The following is a 24,737-nucleotide window of genomic DNA, read 5'->3' as shown; positions in this document are numbered from 1 at the left end:
AACTTCCCCTGCCCTCTCACGCTGCCGCTGCGACCGCCATGCAGTGCCTGCTGGACCCGCGCTCCATCGCCGTCATCGGCGCGTCGGCGGATCCCAAGCGCCTGGGTGGCATTGCCATCGATCACTTGGTCGATTTCGGCTATGGCGGCGCGGTCTACCCCATCAACCCAAAATACCAGGAGATGCATGGCCTGCGCTGCTATCCGGACATCGAGTCGCTGCCCCAAGCGCCCGACGTTGTGGTGCTCGCCATCGGTGCCGACGCGGTGCAGCCCACGCTGCAGCGCTGCCACGCCAAGGGTGTGCGCGCGGCCATCGTCTATGCCGCCGGCTACGCTGAAGCCGGCGAAGAGGGTGCAGCCCGGCAACGCGAACTTGAAGCCTTTGCCCGGGAAACTGGCATGGCAATTTGCGGGCCGAACTGCATGGGCCTGGCCAACATGAATACGCGCGCTATCACGGCCTTCGCCACGCTACTCAAGGACTACCCGCCGCGCGAACTGGGCCACACCGCCCTCGTCACCCAAAGCGGCAACATGAGCGCGGTGATCTATGCAGCCGGCTGCGAACGCGGCGTGCGCTTCAGCCAGTTTATCAACACGGGCAACGAAGCCTGTCTGGAGTTTTCTCAGTTCCTGGACTATCTGGCGGAAGACGAGGAGACGCATGCTGTCATCGGCTACGTGGAGGGGCTGCGCGACGGCGCCCGGTTCATCGACGTTGCACAGCGCTTCAGCCAAGCCGGCAAGCCTCTGATCCTGATCAAGTCCGGCGAGACGGAGCAAGGCTGTGCCGCCGCGATGTCGCACACTGCCTCGCTCGCGGGCAACCGGGCCATCAACCGCGCCGCCTTCCGCCAGTTGGGCGTCATGCAGGCGCGCGATCCGGGGCATCTGGTGGACCTGGCCTATCTGGCGGGCTTTCGTGGGCGGCGTGGCGGGCGGCGCATCGCGGTGGCATCCATCTCCGGTGCCATGGGCGGGCTGCTGACAGACATGCTGGTCACGCAAGGCCTGCAGGTGCCCACGCTTCCCGAAGCGCTGCAGCAGCACCTACGCTACACCGCGCCGGAACTGGCCATGGTTGCCAACCCCATCGATCTGACCGCCAATCTCTATAACCGCGAAGGCATCGCCGCCAAAGTGTTCGATGCACTGGCGCAGAACGACGATGTGGATGCCGTGCTGGTCTATGGCACGGGTTACTTGCTCGACCGGATAGCGGACGAGTTGATTGAAGCCTCCCGCACATCGGGGCGCCTGTTCATCGCCATCGATACCGGCAAGGCAAGCTCGCGCGAGCGCCTGCAGACCGCAGGCGTACCGGTGTTTACCGACGCGGCCCGCGCCGTGGATGCTATGGCGGTATACCTGCCCTGGTTCGAGGAAGCCGGCCAGCGAGGTCATTGGACTCAATTGCGAGCCCAAATGCTTTTCGGCAAAGACCCGGTGCCGGTTCCTCGCAAGCTCGACGAGTACGAAGCCAAGCGCATGCTGGCCGGGTATGGCGTGCCGGTGTGCGAGGAACGGCCTGCGGCAACGCCCGAGCAGGCAGCGCTGCATGCCAGCGAGATGGGCTACCCGGTGGCACTGAAAGTCCTCAGTCCCGACATTGCCCACAAGACCGAAGTGGGCGGCGTGCGCCTGCGCCTGACGAACGAAGCCGCCGTGCGCAAAGCCAGCCAGGAAGTGATGAGCAGCGCAAAGCGGCACGTACCCGGCGCGCAGATCAAGGGCGTGCTGGTCCAGCGCATGGAAAGCGGCGTGTGCGAGCTGATCGTGGGCGTTACGCGCGACCCGGTCTTCGGCCTCGCGATGACGGTGGGTGTAGGTGGAGTCTTCACGGAGATCTTCCGCGATGTGAGCCACCGCCTGCTGCCTGTCGATGAGCGCATCGCACACGACATGCTGCGCGAGTTGCGCGGCTACCGCCTGCTGACGGGATACCGCGGTGCGGCTCCCGTCGACCTGGACGCCGTGTGCCACGCGATCGCTGCGGTGTCACGCGCGGCGCTGGCGATGCCCGCCGAGGTCACCGACATCGAAATCAACCCCTTATTGGCGCGACCCCAAGGCGCCATCGCCCTGGATGCTCTGATTCTTTCCAACGACTGATACGAACGGCAAAGACCGCTCTGGATGGAGACAACCATGACCTTTTTCTTTCGAGTTCTCACCGGCCTTTTGGCCTGCCTCGCCCTCAGCAGCTTCGCCGAGCCGGCCTTTCCCAGCCGCGCCATCACCGTGCGAGTGGCCTACCCGCCCGGCGGCAGTACCGACCGGCAGATACGCCTGCTAGCCGACCTGGTGGGCAAGCAGTTGGGCCAGCCGGTCGTCGTCGAGAACGTCTCGGGTGCCGGCGGTACCTTGGCGGCATCCGGGCTGCTGGGCCGCGCGGCGCCCGATGGCTACACCCTCGCCCAGGCGCCGGTCACCATGTTCCGCCTTCCGCACATGCAGAAAACCGCCTGGGATCCGTTGCGCGACTTCACCTACGTAACGGGCATTTCGGGCTATCTGCTGGGCTTTGGCGTGCGTGCCGACTCGCCTTTCAAAAGCTGGCAGGACGTGGCGGACTATGCGCGCAAAAATCCGGGGGCGCTCTCCTACGCCTCGGTCGGCATCGGCAGCACTCAGCACCTGGGCATGACGGAGCTGGAGCGCCAGACGGGCCTGAAGTTCAACCACATCCCCTACAAGGGCGGCGCGGAGACCGCGAAGGCGCTGCTGGCGGGCGAGGTGATGGTCAACGCGGACGCCATCAGCACGCTGACGGCCCTGGGCGACAAGGTGCGCATCCTGATGCTGTGGGAGCCTCAGCGCAGCGCCCTGCTGCCTGATGTGCCGACGGCCCGCGAGCTGGGCATCGATCTGGTGCTGCAGAGCCCCTATGGGCTGGTCGGCCCCAAGGGCATGCCGCGCGAGGTCGTGCAGATCCTGAGCGATGCCTTCTCCAAGGCGCTGGACGACCCGCGCCACGTCGAGCTGCTCGCAGCCATCAAGCAAACCGCATGGCACCGCACGCCCCAGGAATACGCTGCCTATGCCCGGCAGGCCTTCGAGCAGGAGCGCGCCCTGCTGCAAAGCGCCGGCCTGGCGCAACGCTGACTTCACGACAGAGAGGTACGCCATGAGCCACCTTTTCACGGCCGAGCACGAGAGCATGCGCGACGGCATCCGCAAGTTCGTCCAGCAGGAACTCGACCCCCACACCGAGGCCTGGGAAGCGCAAGGCGAAGCGCCGCTGCCGCAGATATTCCGGCGCGCGGGCGAACTGGGCCTGCTGGGCATCAACAAGCCCGCCTGCTATGGCGGGTTGGAGCTGGACTTTTCCTACGTGATGGTGGCGGCCGAGACGCTGGGCCATGCGCACTGCGCCAGCATCCCGCTCGCCATCGGGGCGCACCTGTCCGCCATACCGGCATTGGCGGCGCATGGCAGCGACGACTTGCGCGAGGAGTTCCTGGTGCCCGCCATCCGCGGCGAAACTGTGGCCAGCATCGGCGTGAGCGAAGCGGGCGCGGGGTCGGACGTGTCGGCCATCGCCACGCGGGCCCGCAAGGACGGGGGCGACTACGTCATCGACGGCTCGAAGATGTGGATCACCAACGCCACCCATGCGCGTTGGATCAGCCTGCTGGTCAATACCGGAGACGAGGGCGCGCCGTACCGCAACAAGTCGCTCATCGTCGTGCCCCTGGACACGCCCGGCGTCACCGTTGGCAAGCCGCTGCACAAGCTGGGCATGCACTGCTCCGATACGGCGCCCGTCTTCTTCGACGGCGTGCGCGTGCCGCGTCGCCACCTGATCGGAGAGGAGGGCAAGGGCTTCATCTATCAGATGGAGCAGTTTCAGCACGAGCGAATGTGGGCCTGCTTGCGCACGCTCTCCGCATTGTCGGACACTGTGGAACTGACGGCCGAATACGTCGGCGGCCGGCGGGCCTTCGGCCGGCCGCTGATCGACAACCCGGTGATCCACCAGCGCCTGGCCGAGATGCAGGTGCAGCTCGAAGCCCTGCGCGCGCTGGCCTACCGCGCTGGCGAGGCCATCGTCAACGGCGGGGAAGTCGTCAAGCTCGCCTCCATGGCCAAATACTTGGCCGGCAAGCTCGCGCTCGACATTCCCTCGGCCTGCGCGCAGTTCTTCGGCGGGCAGGGGTACATGTGGGAGAGCCGCATCGCGCGCATGCTGCGCGACCTGCGCATCGTCGCCATCGGCGGCGGGGCCAACGAGGTCATGCTCGAAGTCATCGCCAAGCAGATGGGCTGGATCGGCAAGCCCGGCAAGCGGGGTGCCTAGCGTGTACTGCATCGAAGTCGACGCATCGGGCGGGTTGCGCGAAAGCCGCCGCTCCCGCCCCACGGCGGGCCCGGGCGAGGTGGTGATTCAGGTCGTGGCCGCCGGCATCAACCGCGCCGACCTAGTGCAGCGCCAGGGAGGCTATCCGCCTCCGCCCGGCGCTTCCGACCTGCTGGGGCTGGAGGTATCGGGCCACGTGACCGAGGTGGGGCCAGGCGTTACGCAGTGGAAGGCGGGGGACGCGGTCTGCGCACTTTTGCCCGGCGGAGGCTACGCGCAATACTGCGTTGCCGCAGCATCACTATGCCTGCCGGTGCCCCGCCCGCTGGACATGGAAACCGCCGCCGCGCTGCCGGAAGCGGCGTTCACCGCCTGGACGATGATCTGGCAGCTAGGCGGGCTCCAGCCGGGAGAGCGCGTCCTGGTGCACGGCGGCGCCAGCGGCGTCGGCACGCTGGCCCTTCGGATGCTCGCTGCCATGGGCCACACCGCCTACGCCACGGCGGGCTCGCCGGAAAAGTGCGCGCTGTGCCTTGAGATGGGCGCGCAGGCGGCCATTGATTACCGCACCGAGGACTTCGTCGAACGCGTTCGCGCCTTGACAGATGGGAAGGGGGTGAACGTCGTGCTGGACATGGTGGGCGGCGACTATGTCGCGCGCGACCTGCGTTCCATGGCCGTGGGCGGGCGGCTGGTGCTCGTTGCGTTCCAAGGCGGCAGTTCCGCGACTTTCGACATCCCGCGCCTAATGACGCGCCAGCTCACGATTGCCGGCGCCACGCTGCGCCATCGCCCCGAAGCCTTCAAGGCCCGGATCGCGGCGGAACTGCACGAACACATCTGGCCCCTGATCAAACAGGGGCGGATCCATCCTTTCATCGACAGCCGCTACCCGCTTGCGCAAGCCGCAGAGGCTCATGAGCGACTGGCTTCGGGCGTGGCCAGGGGAAAGATCCTGCTGCTGCCCGGCTCCTGAAACCCACCCCTCGACAACGGAGACTAACCATGTACAGAAACTTCATGGCAGCTATGACTGCAGTTGCGGCGCTGGTGATGCCTATGGCCCATGCGCAGACCGAGACGGCCTATCCGAACAAGCCCATCAAGCTGATCATTCCGTACCCGGCAGGGGGATCGGGCGACACGACGGCCCGCTTTCTGGCCAACGCGCTGAACCAGAAGTGGGGTGTTCCCCTGGTCGTGGAGAACCGGCCCGGCGGCAGCGCGATCATCGGTACCCAGGCCGTGGCGAATGCAGCATCCGACGGCTATACCGTGCTGTTCACCACGACGCTACACATCCAGAACTCGGCGGTCGGACGCACGCTGCCATACGACCCTCTCAAGGATTTCGTGCCGATCACCCAGGTGCTGTGCGCACCGGCCGCTCTCGTGATCGGCAGCGACAACCCGGCAAAGACCGTGAACGCCTTCGTCAACGCAAACAAGGCGGGCGCGCGCGCCACCAGCTTCGGTTCGGCCGGTAATGCCACCACGTCACATCTCTATGGAGAACTATTCAACCGCCTGGCGGGCCTGAAGGCCGTTCACGTGCCATACAAGGGTGGCGCTCCAATGATGACGGACCTGCTTGGCGGGCAGCTGGATTACGCGCTGATTGATGCCGGATCGGTGATGCCGATGGCGAAGGCGGGCCGGGTCAAGGTGCTCGCGGTAGCGTCCTCCACGCGCTACGAACTCATGCCCGAGACTCCTACGCTCAAGGAGCTAGGCTACGAAGGCTTCGAATCCTGCGGCTGGATGGGCGTGCTGATGCGCGCTGGCACGCCACAGCCCATCGTGGCGAAGTGGGCGAAGGAACTGACGGAAATCACCCAGAGCGCCGGCTACCGCAGCATGGTCCAGGGACTCGGCATGGAGCCGACGAGCATTTCACAGGACGACTTCGGCCAACTCATGCGCCGGGACATCGCGAACTGGAAACGCATTGCCGACCTCGCCGGTATCAAGGTCGAGTAAGCCACCCCCACCTACTAGGAAGGAATACGACATGCCCGTATTGCACGTTTACCTCTTCGAAGGAAGAACGGTTGAGCAGAAAGCCAACCTGATGCGCAACCTCACGCAGGCCGTTACTGAGTCTCTAGGATCCCCCGCGCAGAACGTGCGCATCATGATCCAGGATATGCCCAAGTACAACTACGCCGTAGGTGGCGTATCCGTGCAGGCTCGGGAAGACGCAGCGCGGGAGAAACAGTGATCTTCGACAACAGCCCAAGTTGGCGAAATGCAGTGCCGACATCCTATAGAACCAGCGTGAAGGCCTCAGCGTGGTACGCGGGGACAGCTTCGGCTGCAGTTGCTTGTGCTGTGGAATACATGGAAAAGGCTCGTTGGTTTGCGGACGCCTCCCCCTAGGGGATGGCACCCGCAGGGTTGGTGAACGCGCATCGGCTGCGCGATCAGGACGGTGATGCCCCAGAGGTGGCGCTTGAGCTTTGGGGCTGCCGCGTCATCCTGCACGCCAGCCACCGATGCAGGGAGTGTCCAGTGCCCGGCGCCTGGGCGGCGCGTCGAAACGTGACCGTTCTCTGGGGCTTCTTGCCATTGGCGGCGGTCCTACCTTGTACCGAGATGTTTCATATGCACCTGTTCTGCCGCAAAACTGATAGCAGCCTTCTCACGCGGCTCGGGTGTTGCACCCACTCAGTTGACTTCATCAGGTTACGGTTTCGGAGCCGCTGCCGCATCCGGCCCTGGCTTTGTCACGCCACCTGGCTACAGTGGGCTCCACGCATCCCAAGGCCCCCACGCTTGTGATCCCAGTTATTTGCCACGTAGCGGCACTCACGAAAGCACAGCATGGAAACGAAACTGCTTGAAGCCACCGCCCGCACCGGGCACGCCGTCGTCGTGGTCGAACGCGCGGACATCGAGGCCTTCCTTTCACTGCGGGCGCAGAAGCTCATCGATGGAGTGCTACACATCCTTCCCACGGGTGCGCGGTACGCCACGATCCACGGCCTGACGCCGGACGGGCGTGCACTGCTCGCGATGCGGCGGTGCTTGCGGCAGAGGGCCCTCGCCGCTCTCGCGATGGCGTAGAAATAATTCCCGGAATAATTCGCCGTCCGATTTGTCGTCGTGCAAGCACGATGGCTGGGTTCACGCGAAGGCGATACATGGCGGCAACCCTTTTTATGGGCGTGAGCATCACCCCGGATTCATTCGAGCGCGAGGAGCTTCCAGGCGTCTGGTGGCCTCACGCCTCACTGAGGGCAGCGACGGGGGCTGAGTTGGAGGGTGTGGCGCTTGCGGAACATCGGCCTAGCAAGGATGAGGCCGATGCTGCAGCTCTGCGGGCTGCAATGCGACGCATTCGACAGGAACTGCACCAGGGGTGACCTACTGCATTTCTGCGCAGGCCATGAGGAAGCTCTCGATTTCAGTGGATTTGTCGAACACCGTATTCGCACCCAGGCCCAGGCACTTCTGGCGTATGTCCGCGGTGGCGTAGTTCGTCAGCACCAGCACCTTGCTCTTAGCGAAGTCCGCTGCTGGCATGCCTTTCAGCACGTCAAGCCCTGTGCCGCTCTTGAGGAACAGATCCAGCACGATGACGTCCCATGCTACCTCTCCGATTGCCTGTAGCGCTCCTGCTACCTCGTCCGCTATGGCAACGACATGCATGCCAGCCAGTTCTTCCAGCAGGGATCAGCACTTCGCATATGGTCGAGCTGTCCTCGACAAGTAGGACTCGGAGAGACATCGTAGGTGGGCTTTCGTGCATAAAACGACGCTAGAGCGTGTTATGAACTCACCCCCGTGCCCAAGGCAGGCAACGCCTTTGGCAGCATGAGGATCACGAAGATCAGGAAATGCAATCCGGCGAGCACTTCGGGCAATCTTTCATAGTCGCGGCTGAGCCTTCTGAATCGCGCCAGCCAGCCAAAGCTGCGCTCGACCACCCAGCGCCTGGGCAGCAGCACAAAGCCCTTCTTGGCCTCGGGCAGCTTGACAATTTGCAGATCAATGCCGTGCTCGCTGGCCTGCCGGTTGGGCTCTTCGCCCGTGTAGCCCTGGTCGGCCCAGGCCAGTCTCACCGTCTCGCCTGTCGCTTCCTGCACCGCCTCGCACAACGGCGCCACTTGCGCTCGCTCCTGTTTATTGGCTGGTGTGATATGGACGGCCAGCAAATGCCCCAGCGTATCGACGGCCATGTGCACTTTCGAGCCGTTGCGCCGCTTGTAACCATCGTAGCCAGCACGCGGACCACTCTCACAGCTCGATTGCAAGGTGCGTCCATCCAAGACTGCCGCACTGGGCTGGCCCTGGCGTCCTTGCGCCACGCGAATGACCGAGCGAAGGTCGTTGGCCATTGCCTCAAAGCATCCTGCTTGCAACCAGCGGCGTGTTTGCTGATAGACCGCCTCCCACAGCGGGAAGTCCCCAGGCAGCATGCGCCAGGGCGCACCCGCACGGGCCATCCAGCGCAAGGCATTGAACACTTCGCGCAGTTCGTGCCGGCGTTGCGCTGCCTTCTCGTCGATCAGTGCCAGGTACGGCGCCGCGAAGCCCCACTCCTCATCCGTGACATCCGTGGGGTACTGCTTGCGCCTTGCCATGTGGCGAATCTACCGCACGCGCTATCAAGTTCATAACACGCTCTAAGGCCTCACCTTGTATGAGCCGTAGGAAGATGCGCCGCGTGGCCGCTCCGTCAACGCCGTCCGCAGGCAGTTCCCGACAACCACAGGAAATATAAATTTGGAAAACCGGCACGCAGAGGGCAATGCGCGTACTATGGGCTCGTTGATATGTGCAAGGCCATCATTGCATCGGTCCTTTTTCGCGTCTCCTGGATTTTCCAGCTGCTGTGTCGAATCTCCCTTGGTGATTTTCTTGGCGTCTCTTCGCTGGGCGCGATGTTGCGTCCCGGCATCTCTGAAGGAAATCGATATGACGACACAAACCGGCATCGTGAAATGGTTCAGCGAAGACAAGGGCTTCGGCTTTATCGCCCCCGACGATGGCAGCAAGGATCTCTTTGCGCACTTCCGTGAAATCCAGGGCGGCGGGTTCAAGACCTTGACCGAAAACCAGCACGTGCAGTTCGAAATCACCCAAGGCGTCAAGGGCCCGCAGGCTTCCAATATTCGTGCGGTGAGTTGATGTGCATCGGGCTGAGCGGCTCAGCCGTTTGGCCTGCGAGGGCTCATCCAAAGCGCGGTTGTCCGCGCTTTTTTTTAAGGTACCGCTGAAATGAAAAATCTGCAGGAGGCCACAGAGCGCATCTGCGCGCTCAAAGGTTCTCTGATCGCATTGGATGCGCTGCTTCCTGCAGTTCTGGAAGCGTTGCCTGCCGCGGCCCACGATACGTTAAGGCGTTCTTTCGAAGCACATGCCGAGGCAGCACGCACAGTCATGCTGAACGCCGCCATTTCGGACCATGTGCTGGGTGCGTTTGAACACGACGTTGCCAGGGTGCACACGGTGCTTGCGCGAGCTGCATCGAAACAAGAAACCCCGAGTTCACGCGAGCCGGTAGATGACGCGCTGCTGGCTACAACACACATTCGCACTTACGCAGGGTCGCAGATCTTGACGGGTGCGAGCGGATTCTTCTTCCGCCGCGATGGCCGGTTGTTCCTGGTGACGAATCGGCATGTCTTCACCGACGAGCAAAGCAACCATTTTCCAGACCGTATCGAGATCGAACTGCATACCGATACGAGCGACCTGACACAGTTCGCGATTTTCTCGATACCGCTGTATCGCAATGGCCTCTCACTATGGCGGCAGGCAACCGACACAGGCGGCACCGTGGATATCGCCGTTATTGAACTGGAGGCCGACCGCCTGCCTGTAGGTGCGGTGCTGCACGCGTTCGACGCATCGCATCTCGACCTCACGAGCGATGCTGCGGTCATTGGAGACAGCTTGGTAGTCGTTGGCTTTCCGCTGGGCTTCCACGATACGGTGCATCACCTCCCCGTCGCCCGCTGCGCATCCGTCGCATCGGCATACGGTGTGCGCTTCCAACGGCAGGGCTATTTCCTGACGGATGCAAGAACACATCGCGGCAGCAGCGGCGCTCCTGTACTGCGCCGCAGGAGTCGTACCGATTGCAATGGGCCGTTGCAGTCATGGCAGTTGCTCGGCGTGCATTCCACTCGCATGGACATGCGCACGCGTGATTCGGCGATCGATGAAACGCTGGGCCTCAACTGCGCCTGGTATGCAGATGTGCTTATGGCGCTGACCCAGCCAGCGTAGCGTGCATCGCCAATTCGGTCTGAACAATGGAAGGCCAACATGGCTCTCGCACATTCATCCCAACTCATGCAGAACGCGCTTCGTGCCGAACTGCCCCATGTCGCTCACTTGCTGCGCCACCGGCGCGCAAGCGAAATTGACGAGGCAACGATTGAAAATATGGTTCTATTGTCCTGGCTGGAATGGTGGGGTGGCTCACTTCAACTGACGACCACTGGCAAAAACATCTGCGATCAGCAGCAATTGGCGAACGCCAGTGTGCATCCTCAAAAGGGAACACACCATTGAGCAATACAACTACCCTCTTCATGGGCGTGAGCATCACGCTGACTTCTTTCGAGCGCAAGGGGTTCCCAGGTGCTTGGTGGCCGCATGCATCTTTAACGGCGGCATCCGGCGCTGCGCTGGAGGGCGTGGCATTACCAGAGCACCGTCGAAGCAAGGACGAGGCTGACGTAGCAGCGCTGCGGTTTGCGATGCTACGCATCCGCGAGAAACGGCACCAGGGCTGACCCTGGTCCGCGATGCACTTCGCCTCGCTTCATTTGACGCTGGCCCACCAGACCAGCGCCGCTTGATTCCCTCTGCCGTCAATCGCACGTTGTTTACGGCGCACGTCCACGGTAGAGCATCTGCGACAGGAGTTGGAGGCTGAAATGCTCCATGGCTCCATTCGAGTAGTCGCAGGGAACGCGCGCATGGGCAGGTCTGCTGAGCAGATCGTCGCGGGCCAGCCACCAGCGCACGCCCGCATGCACCAGCAGCGGGACCTGTTCGCCATCGGCCCTGGCCTTGGCCACCCATAGATCCAACTCACTGCCGAATTTGTCGAGCGGGCAGCGGGCGAAAAAAGCCGGCTCTGGAAGCCGGCTTTCACTGGTGACGTGCAATTCAGTAGCGACCGCCGCCGTAGCCGCCATTGCCATACCCGACATCCGGGCGGTTGCTGGCCCTGTACCCTGCAGTGGGGTGATTGCCCGAGCCGCTCCCTGCTTCTCGGGGGCGTGCTAGGTTCACCACGATCGAGCGTCCGTCGACGGACATACCGTTCAGACCGCTGATAGCGGCTTGGGCAACTTCGGCGGAAGCCATCTCCACGAAGCCGAAGCCCTTGGAACGGCCGGTGTCGCGATCCATCATGACCTTGGCGGAAGTTACACCGCCGAACTCGGAGAAGTTACTCTCCAGGCTGGAGTCAGTGACGGAATAGGGAAGATTACCCACGTAGATCTTTTTGCTCATGGATGGAGCCTTTCTGAATGAACTTTCGCAACGAAGGTCGTGCCGTTGGAACACGTTTGAGCGGCTTACGGCCGCAGAATTTGGCAAGGAGAATGACATCCGCAGCAGCAGATCACCAGCCAGCAATGGGAAGAGGTTGGCAAGTCTGTAACCAACCCTGCGTGACTGCGAAGAGCCGTGCAGCCTCGCGTGAGGCGAACGACTTGTCGATATGGAAGATTCGGCAACTACTGCCGTCACCGTGGGGGTGACGCACCGAGAACGAGGCACCGAAGCGACCGCAGGCGGTCTGATGTGTCGCGGGCGAAACGACGTACTCGCCCATGGAAATGCCGATTTTGGAGATGTTATTCAGTCGAAATCGCCGGCGGGATGCAGCCTGCGGGAGCTGTAAAGGAACCAAGTTGGCCGCAGCTCTACAGACCAATTGGGCGACGGTGCCGCATAAGACCCTGCGTTAGCGGCTTGCAGCTAATCAGCAGGCGTTGCGATTAATGGCGAAATGGGTTCGCAATGTGTCTTATTATTCATCATTGGAATTTGGTTGTCAAACAATATTTCATACGGTTTTAAAGACACAGAAGCGCGGCTCAGCAAGCTGAGCTTGCCGGCCTTCACCAGCGGCGGCAAGCGCCTGCACGTCGTGGTGCCGATCAGGCAGTTGCACAACTGAGAGATCGTCAAAGGGTTCTCGCAGGCCGTGGTGCAGTAGCTGGCGTGTCATTCCGCAGCGCTCACTGGCCAAGAGCGGGCGGCGCAACCGAGTAGGCAGCATCTTCGTAGACACTCTGCGCAATGGCTGAGCTGCCACCACCGAGCGACTGAGGCAAGGCAATGCGGAGCGTGGTGAACGCGCTCGTCAGTACGGCAGGACCCACGGCTACGGCCAGCTATGCCGTGCTTGATGCCAGATTCCTGCCGCCGCCCGCAGGCGCAGCCGAGCTGAGTTTTCTAGGGCCGGCACTTGCCTCTGCGAACAGGCAGGATGTAGTTTTGGTATCTCCCCCACGCAGCTTCACCCGGCAGGCTGCAGCAACTGGACATCGGCGCACGCCAGTTGGTCTGGATCCGAGTAGATGTCCCTCACCCGCAACCAGGAGCGGCAGAGTCAGCGTCGGCGACGAAAGCTCCAGAGCAGCACAGCCACGCAGCCTATCGCGAGCACGAGACCCACGAAGCCGAACACTGGCACGCCGTACCACGTGGGGCCCAGGGTAAGCAGCCGCGGCGCCAGGCCGAGGATGAAAGCCGCTGCCACGATGGCGATGGCCAGGCGCGTGGCGGAGCGCTCGAGCGCGCCACTCACTTGGCTGATGTGCTTCACTTCGATCTCGGCGTTCACTTTGCCCTGTTTAAGGTAGTGCAGCACCAGCCGCAGCACCTGTGGCGCTTCGCTCGCCACGTCGTAGAGCTGCGCTGCCGCGGCTTTGCCGCGGCGACCGATCTCCTCGGTCGAATAGCGCGCCAGCATCGCCCGCTTCACCAAGGGTGTCGCCGTGGCCACCAAATCAATCGCCGGGTCCAGCCGTCGCAGCATGCCATCGGCCGTAGCCAGCGCCTTGAACAGCAGCGCCAGGTCGGACGGAAGGTACAGCCGCGCGTCGCGTACCATGGCCATGAAGTCGTCGAGCGCTTGCACCAGATCGTGCACGCCTCCCGCATGGCGCGCGACGAAGCGCTCGCTCGCGGCGGCCAGCGCCGCCAGGTCGGGCGTGCCGCCTTCCGACACGTCGAGCATCACGGCCGAGAGGCCATCGGCGTCGCCGCGCACGATGGCTGCGAGCAGCGCCAGCAACTGCTGGCGCCGGCGTGGCGAAAGCCGCCCGACCATACCGAAATCGATGAAGGCCACGCGATTGCCGGGCAGCGCGAACAGGTTTCCCGGATGCGGGTCGGCATGGAACACACCGACCTCCAGCACCATCTGCAGGAAAGCCTCGGCACCGCGCTGCGCAAGCAGCGGGCCATCAGCGCCCAGTGCCGCCATCGCCGCCATGTCGCCTGGCGCCGCGCCTTCCACGAAGTCCATCACCAGCAGTCGCTCGCTGGTCCAGGCCCAATGGATGCGCGGGATCAGCACGTCACTGCGGTCTCCCACGGCCGCGGCGATGGCCTCGGTGTTGCGGCCTTCCTGGGTGAAGTCGAGTTCTTCGCGCAGCGCGGCGGCCAGGTCCGCCATCACCTCGCGCGGCCGGTAGCGCCCCAGTTCGGGCCAGCGCTCGCTGGCCAACGCGACCAGTTGGTCGAGCAACCGCAGGTCGGCATCGATGCGGCGGCGCAGGCCGGGGCGCTGCACCTTCAGCACCACCGCGCGCCCGTCCGGCAGCGCGGCACGGTATACCTGTGCCATTGATGCGGCGGCGAGGGGTTCGGCGACGAAACCAGGGAAGATTTCGGACACCGGCGCACCCACGTCTTCTTCGACCTGTGGTCCGATCTCGTCCCAGGGTGCTGGCGTGACGCCAGCGTGCAGCCGCTCCAGTTCACGCGTCCACTCCGGCGGCAGCAGGTCGCCTCGGGTGGCCAGCACCTGGCCCAGTTTCACGAAGGTGGGGCCGAGTTGCTCTAGCGCCATGCGTAGGCGCTGCGGCGGCGTGGCGGCCTCGGCCCCGGGATGCACGGCACCGGTGCGCCCGACAGGCAGCCACTGGCGTAGTGCGAGCCGGTCGGCGATGTCGCCCATTCCGTGGCGCAGCAGCACGGTGACGATCTCTTGCAGGCGCTGGCGGTCGCGCACGGCGACCATCGCGGTTTGCAGCATAGGCAGGTCCCTCGTCATCCATCAGAGCTGTGAGGCTTCAAGGATAGCCCCCAGGAGTCCTCAGCTTGCACATTTGAAGGAATGTGCGTGCTGCGCGTTTTCCTACGACTGGCCCGTAACGTCATTTCGCCCTGTCGGCAAGGCCCCTCGCCTCCAACAGTTCCAGTAACGCGGCCTCCTTGCCAGGGTGTTCCTGGACGAATGCACCCAAGTCGAGGGTTGCTTCGACACCCCGCAGCCCTTCGATCTGGATGCTGATGGCGATCCCGGCGCGCTCGCCTTCGCTGCGCTGGCGGTAACTGCCGTCCGGCTCGGCCAGCAGCGGCGGGTCGGTGCAGACGCTGGCAAGGCGCCCGTCCTCAAGGGCTAGGCCGCCGGTGCGCGTCCAGGCCGTGGGCCGCGCCTTGCGGAAGCTGCCGTAGTACGCGCTGATGGTGTGCAGGTCGTTGTGGCCCAGGTTGTTGCGGACTTCCTGGGCGATAGCGACGATGTCGGCCTTGGGAACTTGGTGCCGTATGCCGCCATGGTCTTGCCCCCGCCTATGTCAGAGCCCCCTTCACCTCGACCACAGCGCCTACGAGATACTGCTCCAGCTCGGTCCAGTTGCTAGCCCGCTGCAGGCCCGTCAGCCGCATCTTGTACCGCATCGCTACGCAGTTGCCTCACGTGCTAGCAGATTCGCCGGTGACTGCCCTTACTAAGTCAAATCTGGAGCACCGTTATAGACGCGCGCACGCAGCGGCTCCCCTTCTCGGCTACCTGGACAGTAGGCTCAGTTCCCGCCTCTCTTTGTCTCACCAAGCCAGGGATGACGTTGACATGCCAGCCAGCACCTGCTCTAGAAAAGGCGGCATAAAAGCAAAAAAGCTGCAATCCGGAGGGATTGCAGCTTCTGCTTTTTGTGGGCTTTTATGTGGGACAAATCCCTAAAAATCAGCTAAGCTGTTGATTTTAAAAGCCAATTGGCGGAGAGGGTGGGATTCGAACCCACGGTAGTGTTGCCACTACGCCTGATTTCGAGTCAGGTACATTCGACCACTCTGCCACCTCTCCTGTGTGTCGAAGCCCGCGATTCTAGCAGGACTTTCGCAGCGTCCCGCAATCTGCGCGCGGTCTGCAGCAGCGGGAGCGAGCCTGCAACGGGGTCATCCGGGGTGATGGGTAGGCTGATCTCCTGTGGCGGATGGATCTCCGCCACGGCATCACCCGCTCGCAAGTCGATCAGACCGGGCAAGCGGGCGGCGAAGAAGCGCCATCTGGCCCGCAAGAAGGCCTGATCTGAAGCGATAGGGGCTCGCCCCCATCCATCCGCATGTCGCAGGCGCCTGGAAGGCAAGGCAACAGCATGCCTGAATCGCGGCGTCCTGCGCATGCCCGCACCCATATCCAATAGGAAACGTACAAATGTCTACCGCTCAAATGAACCCCTCGGACAACTCCGAAACCGATCGCCTCCAAGCCGCCGCCATCATGTTCACCGCCCGGCGCAGGGAGCAGGAGGCCGCCGAACTGGCCGCATCTCACCCACCGATCAGCCGTCGCGTCCACCCATCGACGAAAGCTACCCATGACCCCCATAGTGGTGGACTGCACGAAATGTGAAGAGGTATATCTCTGCAGCACCCCGGAACTGAAGTAACGCAGCCCCATCGACCATCTCCAACCGAGTCCCAGAACGGGCATCCGAGCACGTCCCAATCTCCACCGCCCAACTCCCCCCGCCCGCCACCCCCTGAAAGGGGGGCGGGGGGAGTCGGGCTGGGGTGGAGGCTACTGGGCAACGCGCAAACGGATAAACCCAGGAATGAGAATCTCCGGGATAGCAAAGGCAGCGGATGCCCAGACGCAGAACTGGCGCCTGAGCAGACGGCGAGCCACCACCGCATGATGGTGCCGAAGTCGCACGGAGAAATACCAAAGAGTTGCACGAAGAGCCTACCCGCTACCCCCATAGTCACAGCCCCCACGAAACGCGCTAAGTACCACTCTGACCTCAAGGAGTCCAAGGGCAACAGATATCAGCGTGGCGACTCGTACCGAGCCCCTCGGGGGCCATATCCCGCCACCCCATACCCGCCCCCGCCCGCCCGTCCCTACGGGACGGCGGGGCGGGCGGGGGCTGGGTGTATGAGGAGAGTGGAATCTCGGAACAGTGACCCAACAGCCTCGAATCAGGTCGGGTAGATCATGAAGCGCTCCCGCCCGAAACTCGGGGCTGTCGGGCGGGCGTCGGGCAAGCAAAAGGCGACAGCAAAAAAGGGCGGCTGGAGAGGTCGAGATACTGGCGATGCTCAACGGGCTAGAAGCCTGCGAATCTCAGGAATCCGCATCTCTGATGGCCTCAAACATCTCGAAGACCGTCACGCCAAGGCCATTGGCAATGACCTCCATTGCATTCAGCGTCGGATTGGCCTGACCTCTCTCTATCCTGCTCAAGTAGGTCTGATAGAAGCCGCACTGCTCACCAAACTCCACCTGACTGAGGCCCCGCGCGTGACGCATGTCACGCACGTACTCACCGAATCGTTGGGCCAGGGTCTTCACCCCTCCAACTCTCAGTGTTATGCTCTAATTCACATAAACACTAATTCATATATTCCGGTTGTCGTGAGCCGTCTCCCGGTGACCTGCGCACAACGGAGGCTCTACAGGTGTACGACATCTATCACCCCGACCACAACGACCAATGGCGCTACGCCCTGGGCCGCTCCGGAGCCCGCCCGCTGCTGGTCATCGGCCTCAATCCCAGCACCGCCACCCAAGAGAAGCTCGACCCCACCGTGACCCGCGTGGAGAAGGTCGCACAGCAATGTGGATTCGATGGATTTGTCATGCTGAATCTCTACCCGGTGCGGGCCACCGATCCCAAAGACCTGCCGCCCAAGGCTGATCCTGTCGCCTACGAGCGCAATCTGGAGGCCATCGAGAAGACCGTCGCGCAATACCCCTCACCCACCATCTGGGCGGCCTGGGGTGCGTCCGTGGTGAATCGGCCCTATCTCCTCCGGGCGCGTGATGCATTGCACGAACGGCTGGCGCAGTACCAGCCCCAATGGCGCCGATTCGGCGATCTGACGGTCAATGGCCATCCTCGGCATCCTCTGTACCTGGACTACAGCTGGACGCTGGAACCCTACGAACTGGCCTGAACAGATGGTGGGTAGGTCTACCCGCTGGTCTCCCCTCCATGCTCCCCATCGCCGAAGCGCCTGCGTGTCTCGCGCGGCAAGAAAACGCGTCCTCTGCCTCGTCCCTCAAGACAACCTGCCCGCTCCGGACACCCCCTCTCCGCTCCCGGAAAAGCTATTGAAAATCAATGACATAGGAGTCATTGATATGAAATTGATAGCAACCACCTCAATAGATCCGGGAGAGAGAAAGCATCGCCTTGCCCCATGCGGGTTCCGGGACGATGCAATCGAAATTTCCCGCAAGTCCTCCAAACTCTCCAGAGTGGCGGTCAAGGAGGAAATTCGATTGACTGCCCCCAAACCGCCTGCGCCACTGCAGGTCGTCTATCTCCACCAGCGCGACGCCGGGATGGTCGCCCGCTACCGCGCCTGGGCCAACTGGCTCTCGGCTGGCCGTACTCGCGCCGTCGAGAGCGAACTGATCGCCCTGGATGGGGGTGACCCTGCCCATGCCCTCTCTCGTGCCTCGGCGTGCGAGTGGCAGGTACTGATCTATGAGCCCCCTGGCTATCTCCGTCCCGCATCTGCGGAGGTGCAGCCATGATGCCCCGCGAACCCCGCAAGGAGCTGGGCGCGACCCAGGTCGCAGCCCTCTGGCGCCGTGGCACCAACCATGTCGGCGGCGTGCGTGGCCTGATCCTCAATGTCACGATGTACGGCTCGCGCAGTTGGGTGCTGCGCTATCAGGTGGCGGGCAAGCGGCGTGACCTGGGCCTGGGCTCGTATCCGTCCGTCACGCTGGCCGATGCGCGGGAGGCGGCTCGGGCTGCACGGGCCAAGCTCTCTCAAGGTATTGACCCCATCGAGGATGGTCGTCGGGCGCGTGCCCGTCTGGTCGCGGAAATCCACACCAGCATGACATTCGGTGAAGCGGCCAAGCGCTATATCGCCTCGCATGAGAAGGGCTGGAAAAACGCAAAGCACGCACAGCAGTGGCAACGGTCGCTGGACATGTACGCCACCCCTGTACTGGGCAAGATGCCTGTGCGGGACATCTCGCTCGCGATGGTGCTCAAGGTGCTGGAGCCGATCTGGTCCAGCAAGACGGAGACAGCCACCCGCCTGCGCGGTCGCATCGAATCCATCATCGACTGGGCCATTGCGCGGGGCTACCGCACAGACTCCAATCCTGCGCGCTGGAAGGGACTGCTGGACAAGCTATTGCCTGCGCCGGGCAAGGTGACCAAGACCACGCATTTTCAGGCGCTGCCCTATGCGCAGTTGCCAGTATTCATGGAGCAGTTGGTGGGGCAGGACGGCATGGGGGCCAAGGCCCTGCTATTCCTGATCCTGACGGCAGCCCGCTCCGGAGAAGTTCGCGGTGCCACCTGGGAAGAAATTGATCTGGCTGCGCGGGTGTGGACGATCCCCCCTGAACGCATGAAGGCTAGCAAGGCCCATCGGGTGCCGCTGTCGGATGCAGCTATCGCACTCCTACAAGAAATGAAAGCGCTCGCGCTGGCAGCAGGACGCACTACGGCCAAGGCGTATGTATTCCCGAGCCCCAACAGCCGTGACCCTGAACTGGGCAGTCCGCTCTCCGACATGACGCTCACAGCGGTGCTGCGCCGTCTGAAGCTGGAGGCGGTACCCCATGGGTTCCGCTCCACGTTCCGCGATTGGTGCGCGGAGCAAACCGACTACCCCAACGAGGTCGCAGAAATGGCGCTGGCCCATGCGGTGGGCAACAAGGCGGAGGCAGCGTATCGGCGTGGTGACCTCCTCGCCAAACGGCAACAGCTCATGCAGGACTGGGCGGACTACGCCCTCGGTCGCCGCGCAGGAAATATGACCGACGGTCATAACTCTGACCCACTCGCATCAACACGGGCCAACACACCCGATCAGCACAAGAACACAGAGGGAGCAATGCAATGAAGAACTATCTCACCACCAAATGGAAATCTCTACGGGCGTGGTCATCGGCCACATGGGGACAGGGCCGCATAGGCAAGGCGAAGGTGATCCTGGCATGGTACGGGCTGGCTGTCGTGGTCATGGCGCCCATCGCACCGCTCATACCGGATGTAAAACTGGAACTGCGCCCTGCTATGACGGAGCCTGCCCTGCTGTGCCATCAACAGCAATCACTCGATGAAATCGTCGGTGCCAAGGACGTGACGAACCAAGCCCTGCAGGAAAAATTCCGTCACCAGCCAGAGGTGCTAGGACGGATCATGACCAGCGACAGCTACATGCAACGTGACAACTGGGCCGCCTATCAAGAAAGAATGCGCAAGATCGCACGTGGGCAATGCCGTGAGGTGACGCACGGGGATCCTGTGACAGCGGACTGGACGCAATGGCAGTCATCGAAGAATGCTGAACCCCTCAAGCCCAAACGCATGCAAGTCAGCTACCAGGGGCAGAGATATTGGGCGTATGCGGGGCAATGGCAGAAGGTCACGGGCAACACCGTGGCAAAGCAGGATCGCGCGCCGCTCATGATCTCTCGCAAGTCATCTGACAGGGATGATCGCTCCGCGCCACCTGTGATGGATAAGCCCCAGGCACAGTCCTCACCCCATCGCCGTCCTGTACCGCCATTCGCTCGCAATGAGTCCTACGCCCAGGTGCGGGTGGTGCTCATGCGTGATGGCTGGCAGCCGGTGATCTCCAAGGATGCAGATCAATGCATGGAGGGTGACACCCGATGCGAGGGTCGTCCGGAAATGCAGACCTGTAGCGGATCAGGGCTGGCCATGTGTAGATTCAGTTGGCAGCGGAATGGGCAGCAACTGACCATATGCAGCGCTGGCGAGGAGCAGGCCATGTTCCACAGCGTCTGCCAATAGAGGGCACCATGACCATCAGCAACATAGCAAGAAGCTACCTCCTCGCGCCGCTCTGCATGGTCGTCACGGCGTGGATGGGGGAGGCCATGGCGGGCACCTCGGAGTGCTATGCGGTCAAGAATGCGGACAAGCGGGCGGACTGTCTGGCGCAGGTCAAGCGGGATCCTGGAAATTGCTACCGCATCAAGGATGGTGATAACCGGAACCAATGTCTGGCGGAAATCAAGGGGTCACGGGATCGCTGCTACGCCATCAAAGACCAGGACAGCCGCAAAGCATGCCTCGCTAACTCTCGTAAGCCTGTACCCGAGTAGCCCCAAGAGGTTTGGCCGCAGTAGCCCCACTGAAAATCTAAATAACGGAACTACTCGCAATAGCTGCAACGACGACGATGCAAGGTATGTCTGCCACCTGACACAATGAGTGGCAACAACTTGGATAGCAAGAGCTATGAAGAATCTTGTCCGTTGGCTGAGAGAGATAGGCCGTTGGGTACGACGCGTACCGATCAATAGTTACTACTGGTGGGCAATCGCGGGGGTCGGTATATCTATCGCTAGCGTAGGCACATTTGACTGGACGGAACAGTCGTTTCGTCTGGCTGGCATGGGCTTGCAGCTAGGTGGGGTGTTCACAGTAGTGTTGGGTATATTGAAAACACGAGCTGACTTCGGACAACCAACCGTCCGCTCGCAATTCAAGGCATGGATAAAGGTATTCCCGCCACTTCATCCTCCAGCGATAACGGCCACGATGAACATAGTGCTGCCTGGGTTGTCAGGTCAGATGTATGGCTATTCAACGAGCGCTCCCTCGACCGACCAAAGTGTCGAAGGGCGCGTAGGGCATTTGGAGGGCATCGTCAAGCAGTTGGAAGATGCACAGGGCAGAACACAGATAGCAGTTTTGCAAGCCCAACAGAAAGCGCAAGAAGCCTTGGACGCGCAGGCCCGCCAGTTGTCGGGTCAGATTGACGCCGTATCAAAGAAGATCGAATCCACTGCAACGGGCGGGGTCCATGTATCTGCCGTTGGGGTTGTCTTGCTGTTTGTCGGAACCATCTTCGGTGGGGCCGCACCAGAACTCCAGCAGTGGCTGAAGTAATAGGCGGTCGGCAAGACGAGCAGCCTCTGCGCCACGATAGATAAAACGCTGGGTAGAAATGCAAAACGGGCCACTCGGGCCCGTCTGATATGAATACTTGCAGTGGAGGGTGGGATTCGAACCCACGGTAGTGTTGCCACTACGCCTGATTTCGAGTCAGGTACATTCGACCACTCTGCCACCTCTCCTGTGTGTCGAAGCCCGCGATTCTAGCAGCAAATTTCAATCAGCCGGCATCAACAGACCACCGCAGGGCCGTGATCTCGCAAGCAGCGATTCTGCAATGGACAGGCTGGTGGGTAGAAGCAGGAGTAGTGTGATCACACTGCCGGACGTCGCATTCCCAGCAGCCCGAACATGGCCAGCAATGACGACAAGCCCATCAGCGCCCACTCAGACAAGGTAGGAATGCTGGACGGCGTGACAGCAACGTGAGCGACTGCAATGCTGGAAGACACTCCTGTAATGCCGCTCGAGACTGTATCCGTAGCGGTAATAGTCTGGCTCCCCGTCGTATTGAGCGTCGCCAAGAAGGTTCCGGCACCCAGGGGCAGCATTGCATTAGGGGGCAAGACGGCCGCACCATCAGAACTGGTGAAATGCACAATTCCAGCATAGCTTGGATTCTGGTAACCATTGGCATCCAGTGCTCTCACAGTAAAGCTAAAAGCTGCACCTTGCATGCTATTTGGCGGCACAGATACTGAATAGTGGGTCACGGGTCCGACAATATCATAGTGAATAGCGCCATTCCACACTCGTGGTTGATAAACCGCGCCGGTCCCCATGGTGAACGGGTACTCCATTCCACCCCCTCGAAAAACGTCAGATTCGCGTCAGACGAATAAACATTCCCCACTGCCGTACCATTCGAGTAGTTCAGAGCGACAGACTGGTTACTCGAGGTGACGTAGAAGGCATAGCGCTGATTGGCCTGTAATACCACAGGGGTGTTCAACTGCACCGGAACAAAACCACCCGTATAGGTCACAGGTGAGGTCTGTATCAACGTCCAAGCACTACCGTCATTGGCAAAGCCAACCCATGTTCCTACTTTATAGTAGACCTCAATAGTTGTATTCCCCATGGGACTGACATCCAACTGCGTAATAGCAATAGGTGTGTTTGCCTCCACATCGAACATATTACCCCGATGATTGTTCCCTGCAGTATTGGATGCATTCAGCACTACCGCCCAGGCGCCATCGAATAGCATGAGGGAAAAAACCCCGATCACACACAAACGGCGCATCAAAAAATTCAGTGATGAGAGTTGCATTCGGTATCACCCTCAGGTATTGGATTGGCCAGCACTTCCCTCGGCACTTGCTTTCGACACACCCTCGCGGCTCCCTACCAAAGCCATACGACGGCTGCGTTGATCCCAATAAAAACACCTCACAAGCGCACACAGGCCACCATCATAGTCATAACAAATGACAAATCCAAACCGATTGCCAATGACGCGGGTTATCCCTACCATGACGCACAATTCCATGGCATGGGTGGGACTTCAATACGATCGTGAGCGGCCTTAGCCACGTACCCAAGAGCGGAGTCATCCGTGCCAAGTTGACAGTCATCCCTGCCTCTCGGCCTTGAAGCGCCGCATCACATAGTGGCCCGTTCCGCGCCTCTCCCTCCGCGCTACGCCTCGACTTGAAGCGCGTGTGACCGAGCGGGAAGTGCACCCGGCAACAGGTTTATGACGCGACGGCGGCCCCGCTCCGGGCTATGTCAGGCAGCCAGCACGGCCTGCCCGCCCATATAGGGCCGCAGCGCCTCGGGCACGGTGATGCTGCCGTCCTGGTTCTGGTAGTTCTCCAGCACCGCCACCAGCGTACGGCCCACGGCCAGGCCCGAGCCGTTGAGCGTGTGCAGCAGTTCGTTCTTGCCCTGGGCGTTCTTGAAGCGCGCCTGCAGGCGGCGTGCCTGGAAGGCCTCGCAGTTGCTCACGGAGCTGATCTCGCGGTAGGTGTTCTGCGCGGGCAGCCAGACTTCCAGGTCGTAGGTCTTGGCAGCACCGAAGCCCATGTCGCCCGTGCACAGGCACACCACACGGTAAGGCAGCCCGAGCTTTTGCAGGACGGCCTCGGCGTGGCGCGTCATCTCTTCCAGTGCGTCGTAGCTCTTGTCGGGGTGCACGATCTGCACCATCTCGACTTTGTCGAACTGGTGCTGGCGGATCATGCCGCGCGTGTCGCGGCCGTAGCTGCCGGCCTCGGATCGGAAGCACGGCGTGTGGGCCGTGAGGCGGATGGGCAGCTCGGATTCGGGCACCACCACGTCGCGCACGAAGTTGGTGAGCGGCACTTCGCTCGTGGGAATGAGGTAGAGCGCCGAATGGTCGGGCACGGGCTCGCCGTCCTGGCCGCCCTTCTTGGCGGCGAACAGGTCGCCCTCGAACTTGGGCAGCTGGCCAGTGCCCTTGAGCGACTCGGCGTTGACCGCATAGGGCACGTAGCACTCGGTGTAGCCGTGCTCCTGCGTCTGCACGTCGAGCATGAACTGCGAGAGGGCCCGGTGCAGGCGGGCGATCGGCCCCTTCATCACGGTGAAGCGCGAGCCCGAGAGCTTCACGCCCATGTCGAAGTCCAGGCCCAGGGGCTCGCCCAGGTCAACGTGGTCCTTGACGGCAAAGTCGAATGCGCCGGGCGTGCCCCAGCGGCGCACTTCCACGTTGCCGGTTTCGTCCGGCCCCACGGGAACGCTCTCGTGCGGCAGGTTGGGCACGGCGGCCAGCATGGCCTGCAGCTCGGCCTGGATCTGCTCCAGGCGGGTGGCGGAGCCGTCCAGCTCGTCCTTGAGGGCGGCGACCTGGGCCTTGGCGGCCTCGGCGGCGTCCTTCTCGCCCTTGCCCATGAGCGCGCCGATCTGCTTGGAGAGCTGGTTGCGCTGCGACTGCAGCTCCTCGGTGCGCGTCTGGATCGTCTTGCGTTCGGATTCCAGGGACTGGAAGACCTCCACGTTCAGGAAGGCCTGGGGCTTCTTGCGGGTTTCCAGGCGGGCGATCGCCGATGCGAGGTCTTTGCGGAGGAGGAGGATGTCGAGCATAGCCTTTGATTTTAGGGCCCGGCCGTCGATAACATGGGAAGCAGGAGGCAA

General features: G+C 62.2%; 28 protein-coding genes and 2 tRNA genes. 17 read left to right on the top strand and 13 right to left on the bottom strand.

All coding sequences use genetic code 11. The features are described 5' to 3' along the window. Positions 1-38 precede the first annotated feature (38 nt). From AAG689_RS02125 to AAG689_RS02095, 7 genes are all read left to right on the top strand, one after another. Entirely contained in the window at positions 39-2,114 is a 2,076-nt protein-coding gene (locus AAG689_RS02125) for an acetate--CoA ligase family protein (protein WP_406624563.1), read from the top strand. A 36-nt stretch (positions 2,115-2,150) separates the two neighbouring features. Beyond that, positions 2,151-3,107, top strand: coding sequence for a tripartite tricarboxylate transporter substrate binding protein (locus tag AAG689_RS02120; RefSeq protein WP_406624562.1), 957 nt, complete (start codon positions 2,151-2,153; stop codon positions 3,105-3,107). A 22-nt stretch (positions 3,108-3,129) separates the two neighbouring features. Next, entirely contained in the window at positions 3,130-4,302 is a 1,173-nt protein-coding gene (locus AAG689_RS02115) for an acyl-CoA dehydrogenase family protein (protein WP_406624561.1), read from the top strand. Position 4,303: 1 nt separating this feature from the next. After that, positions 4,304-5,278, top strand: a complete 975-nt coding sequence (locus tag AAG689_RS02110) for an NAD(P)H-quinone oxidoreductase (RefSeq protein ID WP_406624560.1) — start codon at positions 4,304-4,306, stop codon at positions 5,276-5,278. Between the two features lie 29 nt (positions 5,279-5,307). Beyond that, on the top strand, positions 5,308-6,282 hold the full coding sequence (locus AAG689_RS02105) for a Bug family tripartite tricarboxylate transporter substrate binding protein (RefSeq protein ID WP_406624559.1): 975 nt from the start codon (positions 5,308-5,310) through the stop codon (positions 6,280-6,282). Between the two features lie 31 nt (positions 6,283-6,313). Then, positions 6,314-6,523, top strand: coding sequence for a 2-hydroxymuconate tautomerase (locus AAG689_RS02100; RefSeq protein ID WP_406624558.1), 210 nt, complete (start codon positions 6,314-6,316; stop codon positions 6,521-6,523). Between the two features lie 602 nt (positions 6,524-7,125). Continuing rightward, positions 7,126-7,368, top strand: a complete 243-nt coding sequence (locus tag AAG689_RS02095) for a hypothetical protein (RefSeq protein WP_406624557.1) — start codon at positions 7,126-7,128, stop codon at positions 7,366-7,368. A 300-nt stretch (positions 7,369-7,668) separates the two neighbouring features. On the opposite strand, the gene AAG689_RS02090 is transcribed toward AAG689_RS02095, so the two are convergent. After that, positions 7,669-7,962, bottom strand: coding sequence for a response regulator (locus AAG689_RS02090; protein ID WP_406626268.1), 294 nt, complete (start codon positions 7,960-7,962; stop codon positions 7,669-7,671). 110 nt (positions 7,963-8,072) lie between these two features. Next, positions 8,073-8,888, bottom strand: a complete 816-nt coding sequence (locus AAG689_RS02085; protein WP_406622888.1) for an IS5 family transposase — start codon at positions 8,886-8,888, stop codon at positions 8,073-8,075. 334 nt (positions 8,889-9,222) lie between these two features. Here AAG689_RS02085 and AAG689_RS02080 point away from each other — a divergent pair, with 334 nt between their 5' ends. The 3 genes from AAG689_RS02080 to AAG689_RS02070 all read left to right on the top strand — a co-directional run bounded on the left by AAG689_RS02080 (position 9,223) and on the right by AAG689_RS02070 (position 10,827). Further along, positions 9,223-9,435, top strand: coding sequence for a cold-shock protein (locus AAG689_RS02080; RefSeq protein WP_406624556.1), 213 nt, complete (start codon positions 9,223-9,225; stop codon positions 9,433-9,435). Positions 9,436-9,525: 90 nt separating this feature from the next. Further along, complete coding sequence (locus AAG689_RS02075; RefSeq protein ID WP_406624555.1) at positions 9,526-10,539, top strand: serine protease; 1,014 nt, start codon at positions 9,526-9,528, stop codon at positions 10,537-10,539. Between the two features lie 39 nt (positions 10,540-10,578). Then, positions 10,579-10,827: a hypothetical protein gene (locus AAG689_RS02070; RefSeq protein ID WP_406624554.1), complete on the top strand. Its 249-nt coding sequence runs from the start codon at positions 10,579-10,581 to the stop codon at positions 10,825-10,827. A 317-nt stretch (positions 10,828-11,144) separates the two neighbouring features. Here the strand turns inward: AAG689_RS02070 and AAG689_RS02065 are convergent, their stop codons facing one another. From AAG689_RS02065 to AAG689_RS02045, 5 genes are all read right to left on the bottom strand, one after another. Next, a complete protein-coding gene (locus AAG689_RS02065; RefSeq protein ID WP_406624553.1) occupies positions 11,145-11,429 on the bottom strand; it encodes a hypothetical protein in 285 nt (94 codons plus the stop codon). A gap of 1 nt (position 11,430) precedes the next feature. Beyond that, positions 11,431-11,781 carry an RNA recognition motif domain-containing protein gene (locus tag AAG689_RS02060; RefSeq protein ID WP_406624552.1) on the bottom strand — a complete coding sequence of 117 codons (351 nt, stop codon included), beginning with the start codon at positions 11,779-11,781 and terminating at the stop codon, positions 11,431-11,433. 112 nt (positions 11,782-11,893) lie between these two features. Continuing rightward, a complete protein-coding gene (locus AAG689_RS02055; RefSeq protein WP_406624551.1) occupies positions 11,894-12,106 on the bottom strand; it encodes a hypothetical protein in 213 nt (70 codons plus the stop codon). 146 nt (positions 12,107-12,252) lie between these two features. After that, the gene (locus AAG689_RS02050; protein ID WP_406624550.1) at positions 12,253-12,465 is read right to left on the bottom strand and encodes a hypothetical protein; all 213 of its coding nucleotides are present in this window, start codon (positions 12,463-12,465) and stop codon (positions 12,253-12,255) included. A gap of 424 nt (positions 12,466-12,889) precedes the next feature. After that, complete coding sequence (locus tag AAG689_RS02045) at positions 12,890-14,542, bottom strand: ABC1 kinase family protein (RefSeq protein WP_406624549.1); 1,653 nt, start codon at positions 14,540-14,542, stop codon at positions 12,890-12,892. A gap of 187 nt (positions 14,543-14,729) precedes the next feature. Between AAG689_RS02045 and AAG689_RS02040 the strand changes: the two genes are divergently transcribed. Beyond that, complete coding sequence (locus AAG689_RS02040; RefSeq protein WP_406624548.1) at positions 14,730-14,912, top strand: hypothetical protein; 183 nt, start codon at positions 14,730-14,732, stop codon at positions 14,910-14,912. A 593-nt stretch (positions 14,913-15,505) separates the two neighbouring features. Here the strand turns inward: AAG689_RS02040 and AAG689_RS02035 are convergent. Both AAG689_RS02035 and AAG689_RS02030 read right to left on the bottom strand, forming a co-directional pair. Then, positions 15,506-15,595 (bottom strand) — tRNA-Ser (locus AAG689_RS02035). A gap of 1,263 nt (positions 15,596-16,858) precedes the next feature. Next, positions 16,859-17,086 carry a helix-turn-helix domain-containing protein gene (locus AAG689_RS02030; protein WP_406624547.1) on the bottom strand — a complete coding sequence of 76 codons (228 nt, stop codon included), beginning with the start codon at positions 17,084-17,086 and terminating at the stop codon, positions 16,859-16,861. A 107-nt stretch (positions 17,087-17,193) separates the two neighbouring features. Here AAG689_RS02030 and AAG689_RS02025 point away from each other — a divergent pair, with 107 nt between their 5' ends. The 6 genes from AAG689_RS02025 to AAG689_RS02000 all read left to right on the top strand — a co-directional run bounded on the left by AAG689_RS02025 (position 17,194) and on the right by AAG689_RS02000 (position 21,632). Continuing rightward, complete coding sequence (locus AAG689_RS02025) at positions 17,194-17,691, top strand: DUF1643 domain-containing protein (protein ID WP_406624546.1); 498 nt, start codon at positions 17,194-17,196, stop codon at positions 17,689-17,691. A 187-nt stretch (positions 17,692-17,878) separates the two neighbouring features. Next, positions 17,879-18,277, top strand: a complete 399-nt coding sequence (locus AAG689_RS02020) for a hypothetical protein (protein ID WP_406624545.1) — start codon at positions 17,879-17,881, stop codon at positions 18,275-18,277. Continuing rightward, positions 18,274-19,611, top strand: a complete 1,338-nt coding sequence (locus tag AAG689_RS02015; RefSeq protein ID WP_406624544.1) for a tyrosine-type recombinase/integrase — start codon at positions 18,274-18,276, stop codon at positions 19,609-19,611. Before AAG689_RS02020 ends, AAG689_RS02015 begins: the two co-directional genes overlap by 4 nt. Beyond that, positions 19,608-20,528 (top strand): hypothetical protein, encoded by a 921-nt coding sequence (locus AAG689_RS02010; protein ID WP_406624543.1) that lies wholly within the window; start codon positions 19,608-19,610, stop codon positions 20,526-20,528. Before AAG689_RS02015 ends, AAG689_RS02010 begins: the two co-directional genes overlap by 4 nt. A gap of 8 nt (positions 20,529-20,536) precedes the next feature. Next, positions 20,537-20,842: a hypothetical protein gene (locus AAG689_RS02005; RefSeq protein ID WP_406624542.1), complete on the top strand. Its 306-nt coding sequence runs from the start codon at positions 20,537-20,539 to the stop codon at positions 20,840-20,842. Positions 20,843-20,978: 136 nt separating this feature from the next. Beyond that, positions 20,979-21,632: a hypothetical protein gene (locus tag AAG689_RS02000; RefSeq protein WP_406624541.1), complete on the top strand. Its 654-nt coding sequence runs from the start codon at positions 20,979-20,981 to the stop codon at positions 21,630-21,632. 103 nt (positions 21,633-21,735) lie between these two features. Here the strand turns inward: AAG689_RS02000 and AAG689_RS01995 are convergent. The 4 genes from AAG689_RS01995 to serS form a co-directional block, all read right to left on the bottom strand. Beyond that, positions 21,736-21,820, bottom strand: a tRNA-Ser gene (locus AAG689_RS01995). Positions 21,821-21,952: 132 nt separating this feature from the next. Beyond that, complete coding sequence (locus AAG689_RS01990) at positions 21,953-22,351, bottom strand: IPTL-CTERM sorting domain-containing protein (RefSeq protein WP_406624540.1); 399 nt, start codon at positions 22,349-22,351, stop codon at positions 21,953-21,955. Continuing rightward, entirely contained in the window at positions 22,348-22,911 is a 564-nt protein-coding gene (locus AAG689_RS01985) for a hypothetical protein (protein ID WP_406624539.1), read from the bottom strand. Before AAG689_RS01985 ends, AAG689_RS01990 begins: the two co-directional genes overlap by 4 nt. A gap of 458 nt (positions 22,912-23,369) precedes the next feature. Then, positions 23,370-24,686 carry a serine--tRNA ligase gene (serS, locus tag AAG689_RS01980; RefSeq protein WP_406624538.1) on the bottom strand — a complete coding sequence of 439 codons (1,317 nt, stop codon included), beginning with the start codon at positions 24,684-24,686 and terminating at the stop codon, positions 23,370-23,372. Positions 24,687-24,737 lie beyond the last annotated feature (51 nt).

The sequence above is a fragment of the Acidovorax sp. SDU_ACID1 genome (assembly GCF_045291395.1).
In the GTDB taxonomy this organism is placed as follows: Bacteria; Pseudomonadota; Gammaproteobacteria; order Burkholderiales; family Burkholderiaceae_C; genus MR-S7.
This window is presented reverse-complemented; position numbering and strand designations above follow the sequence as displayed.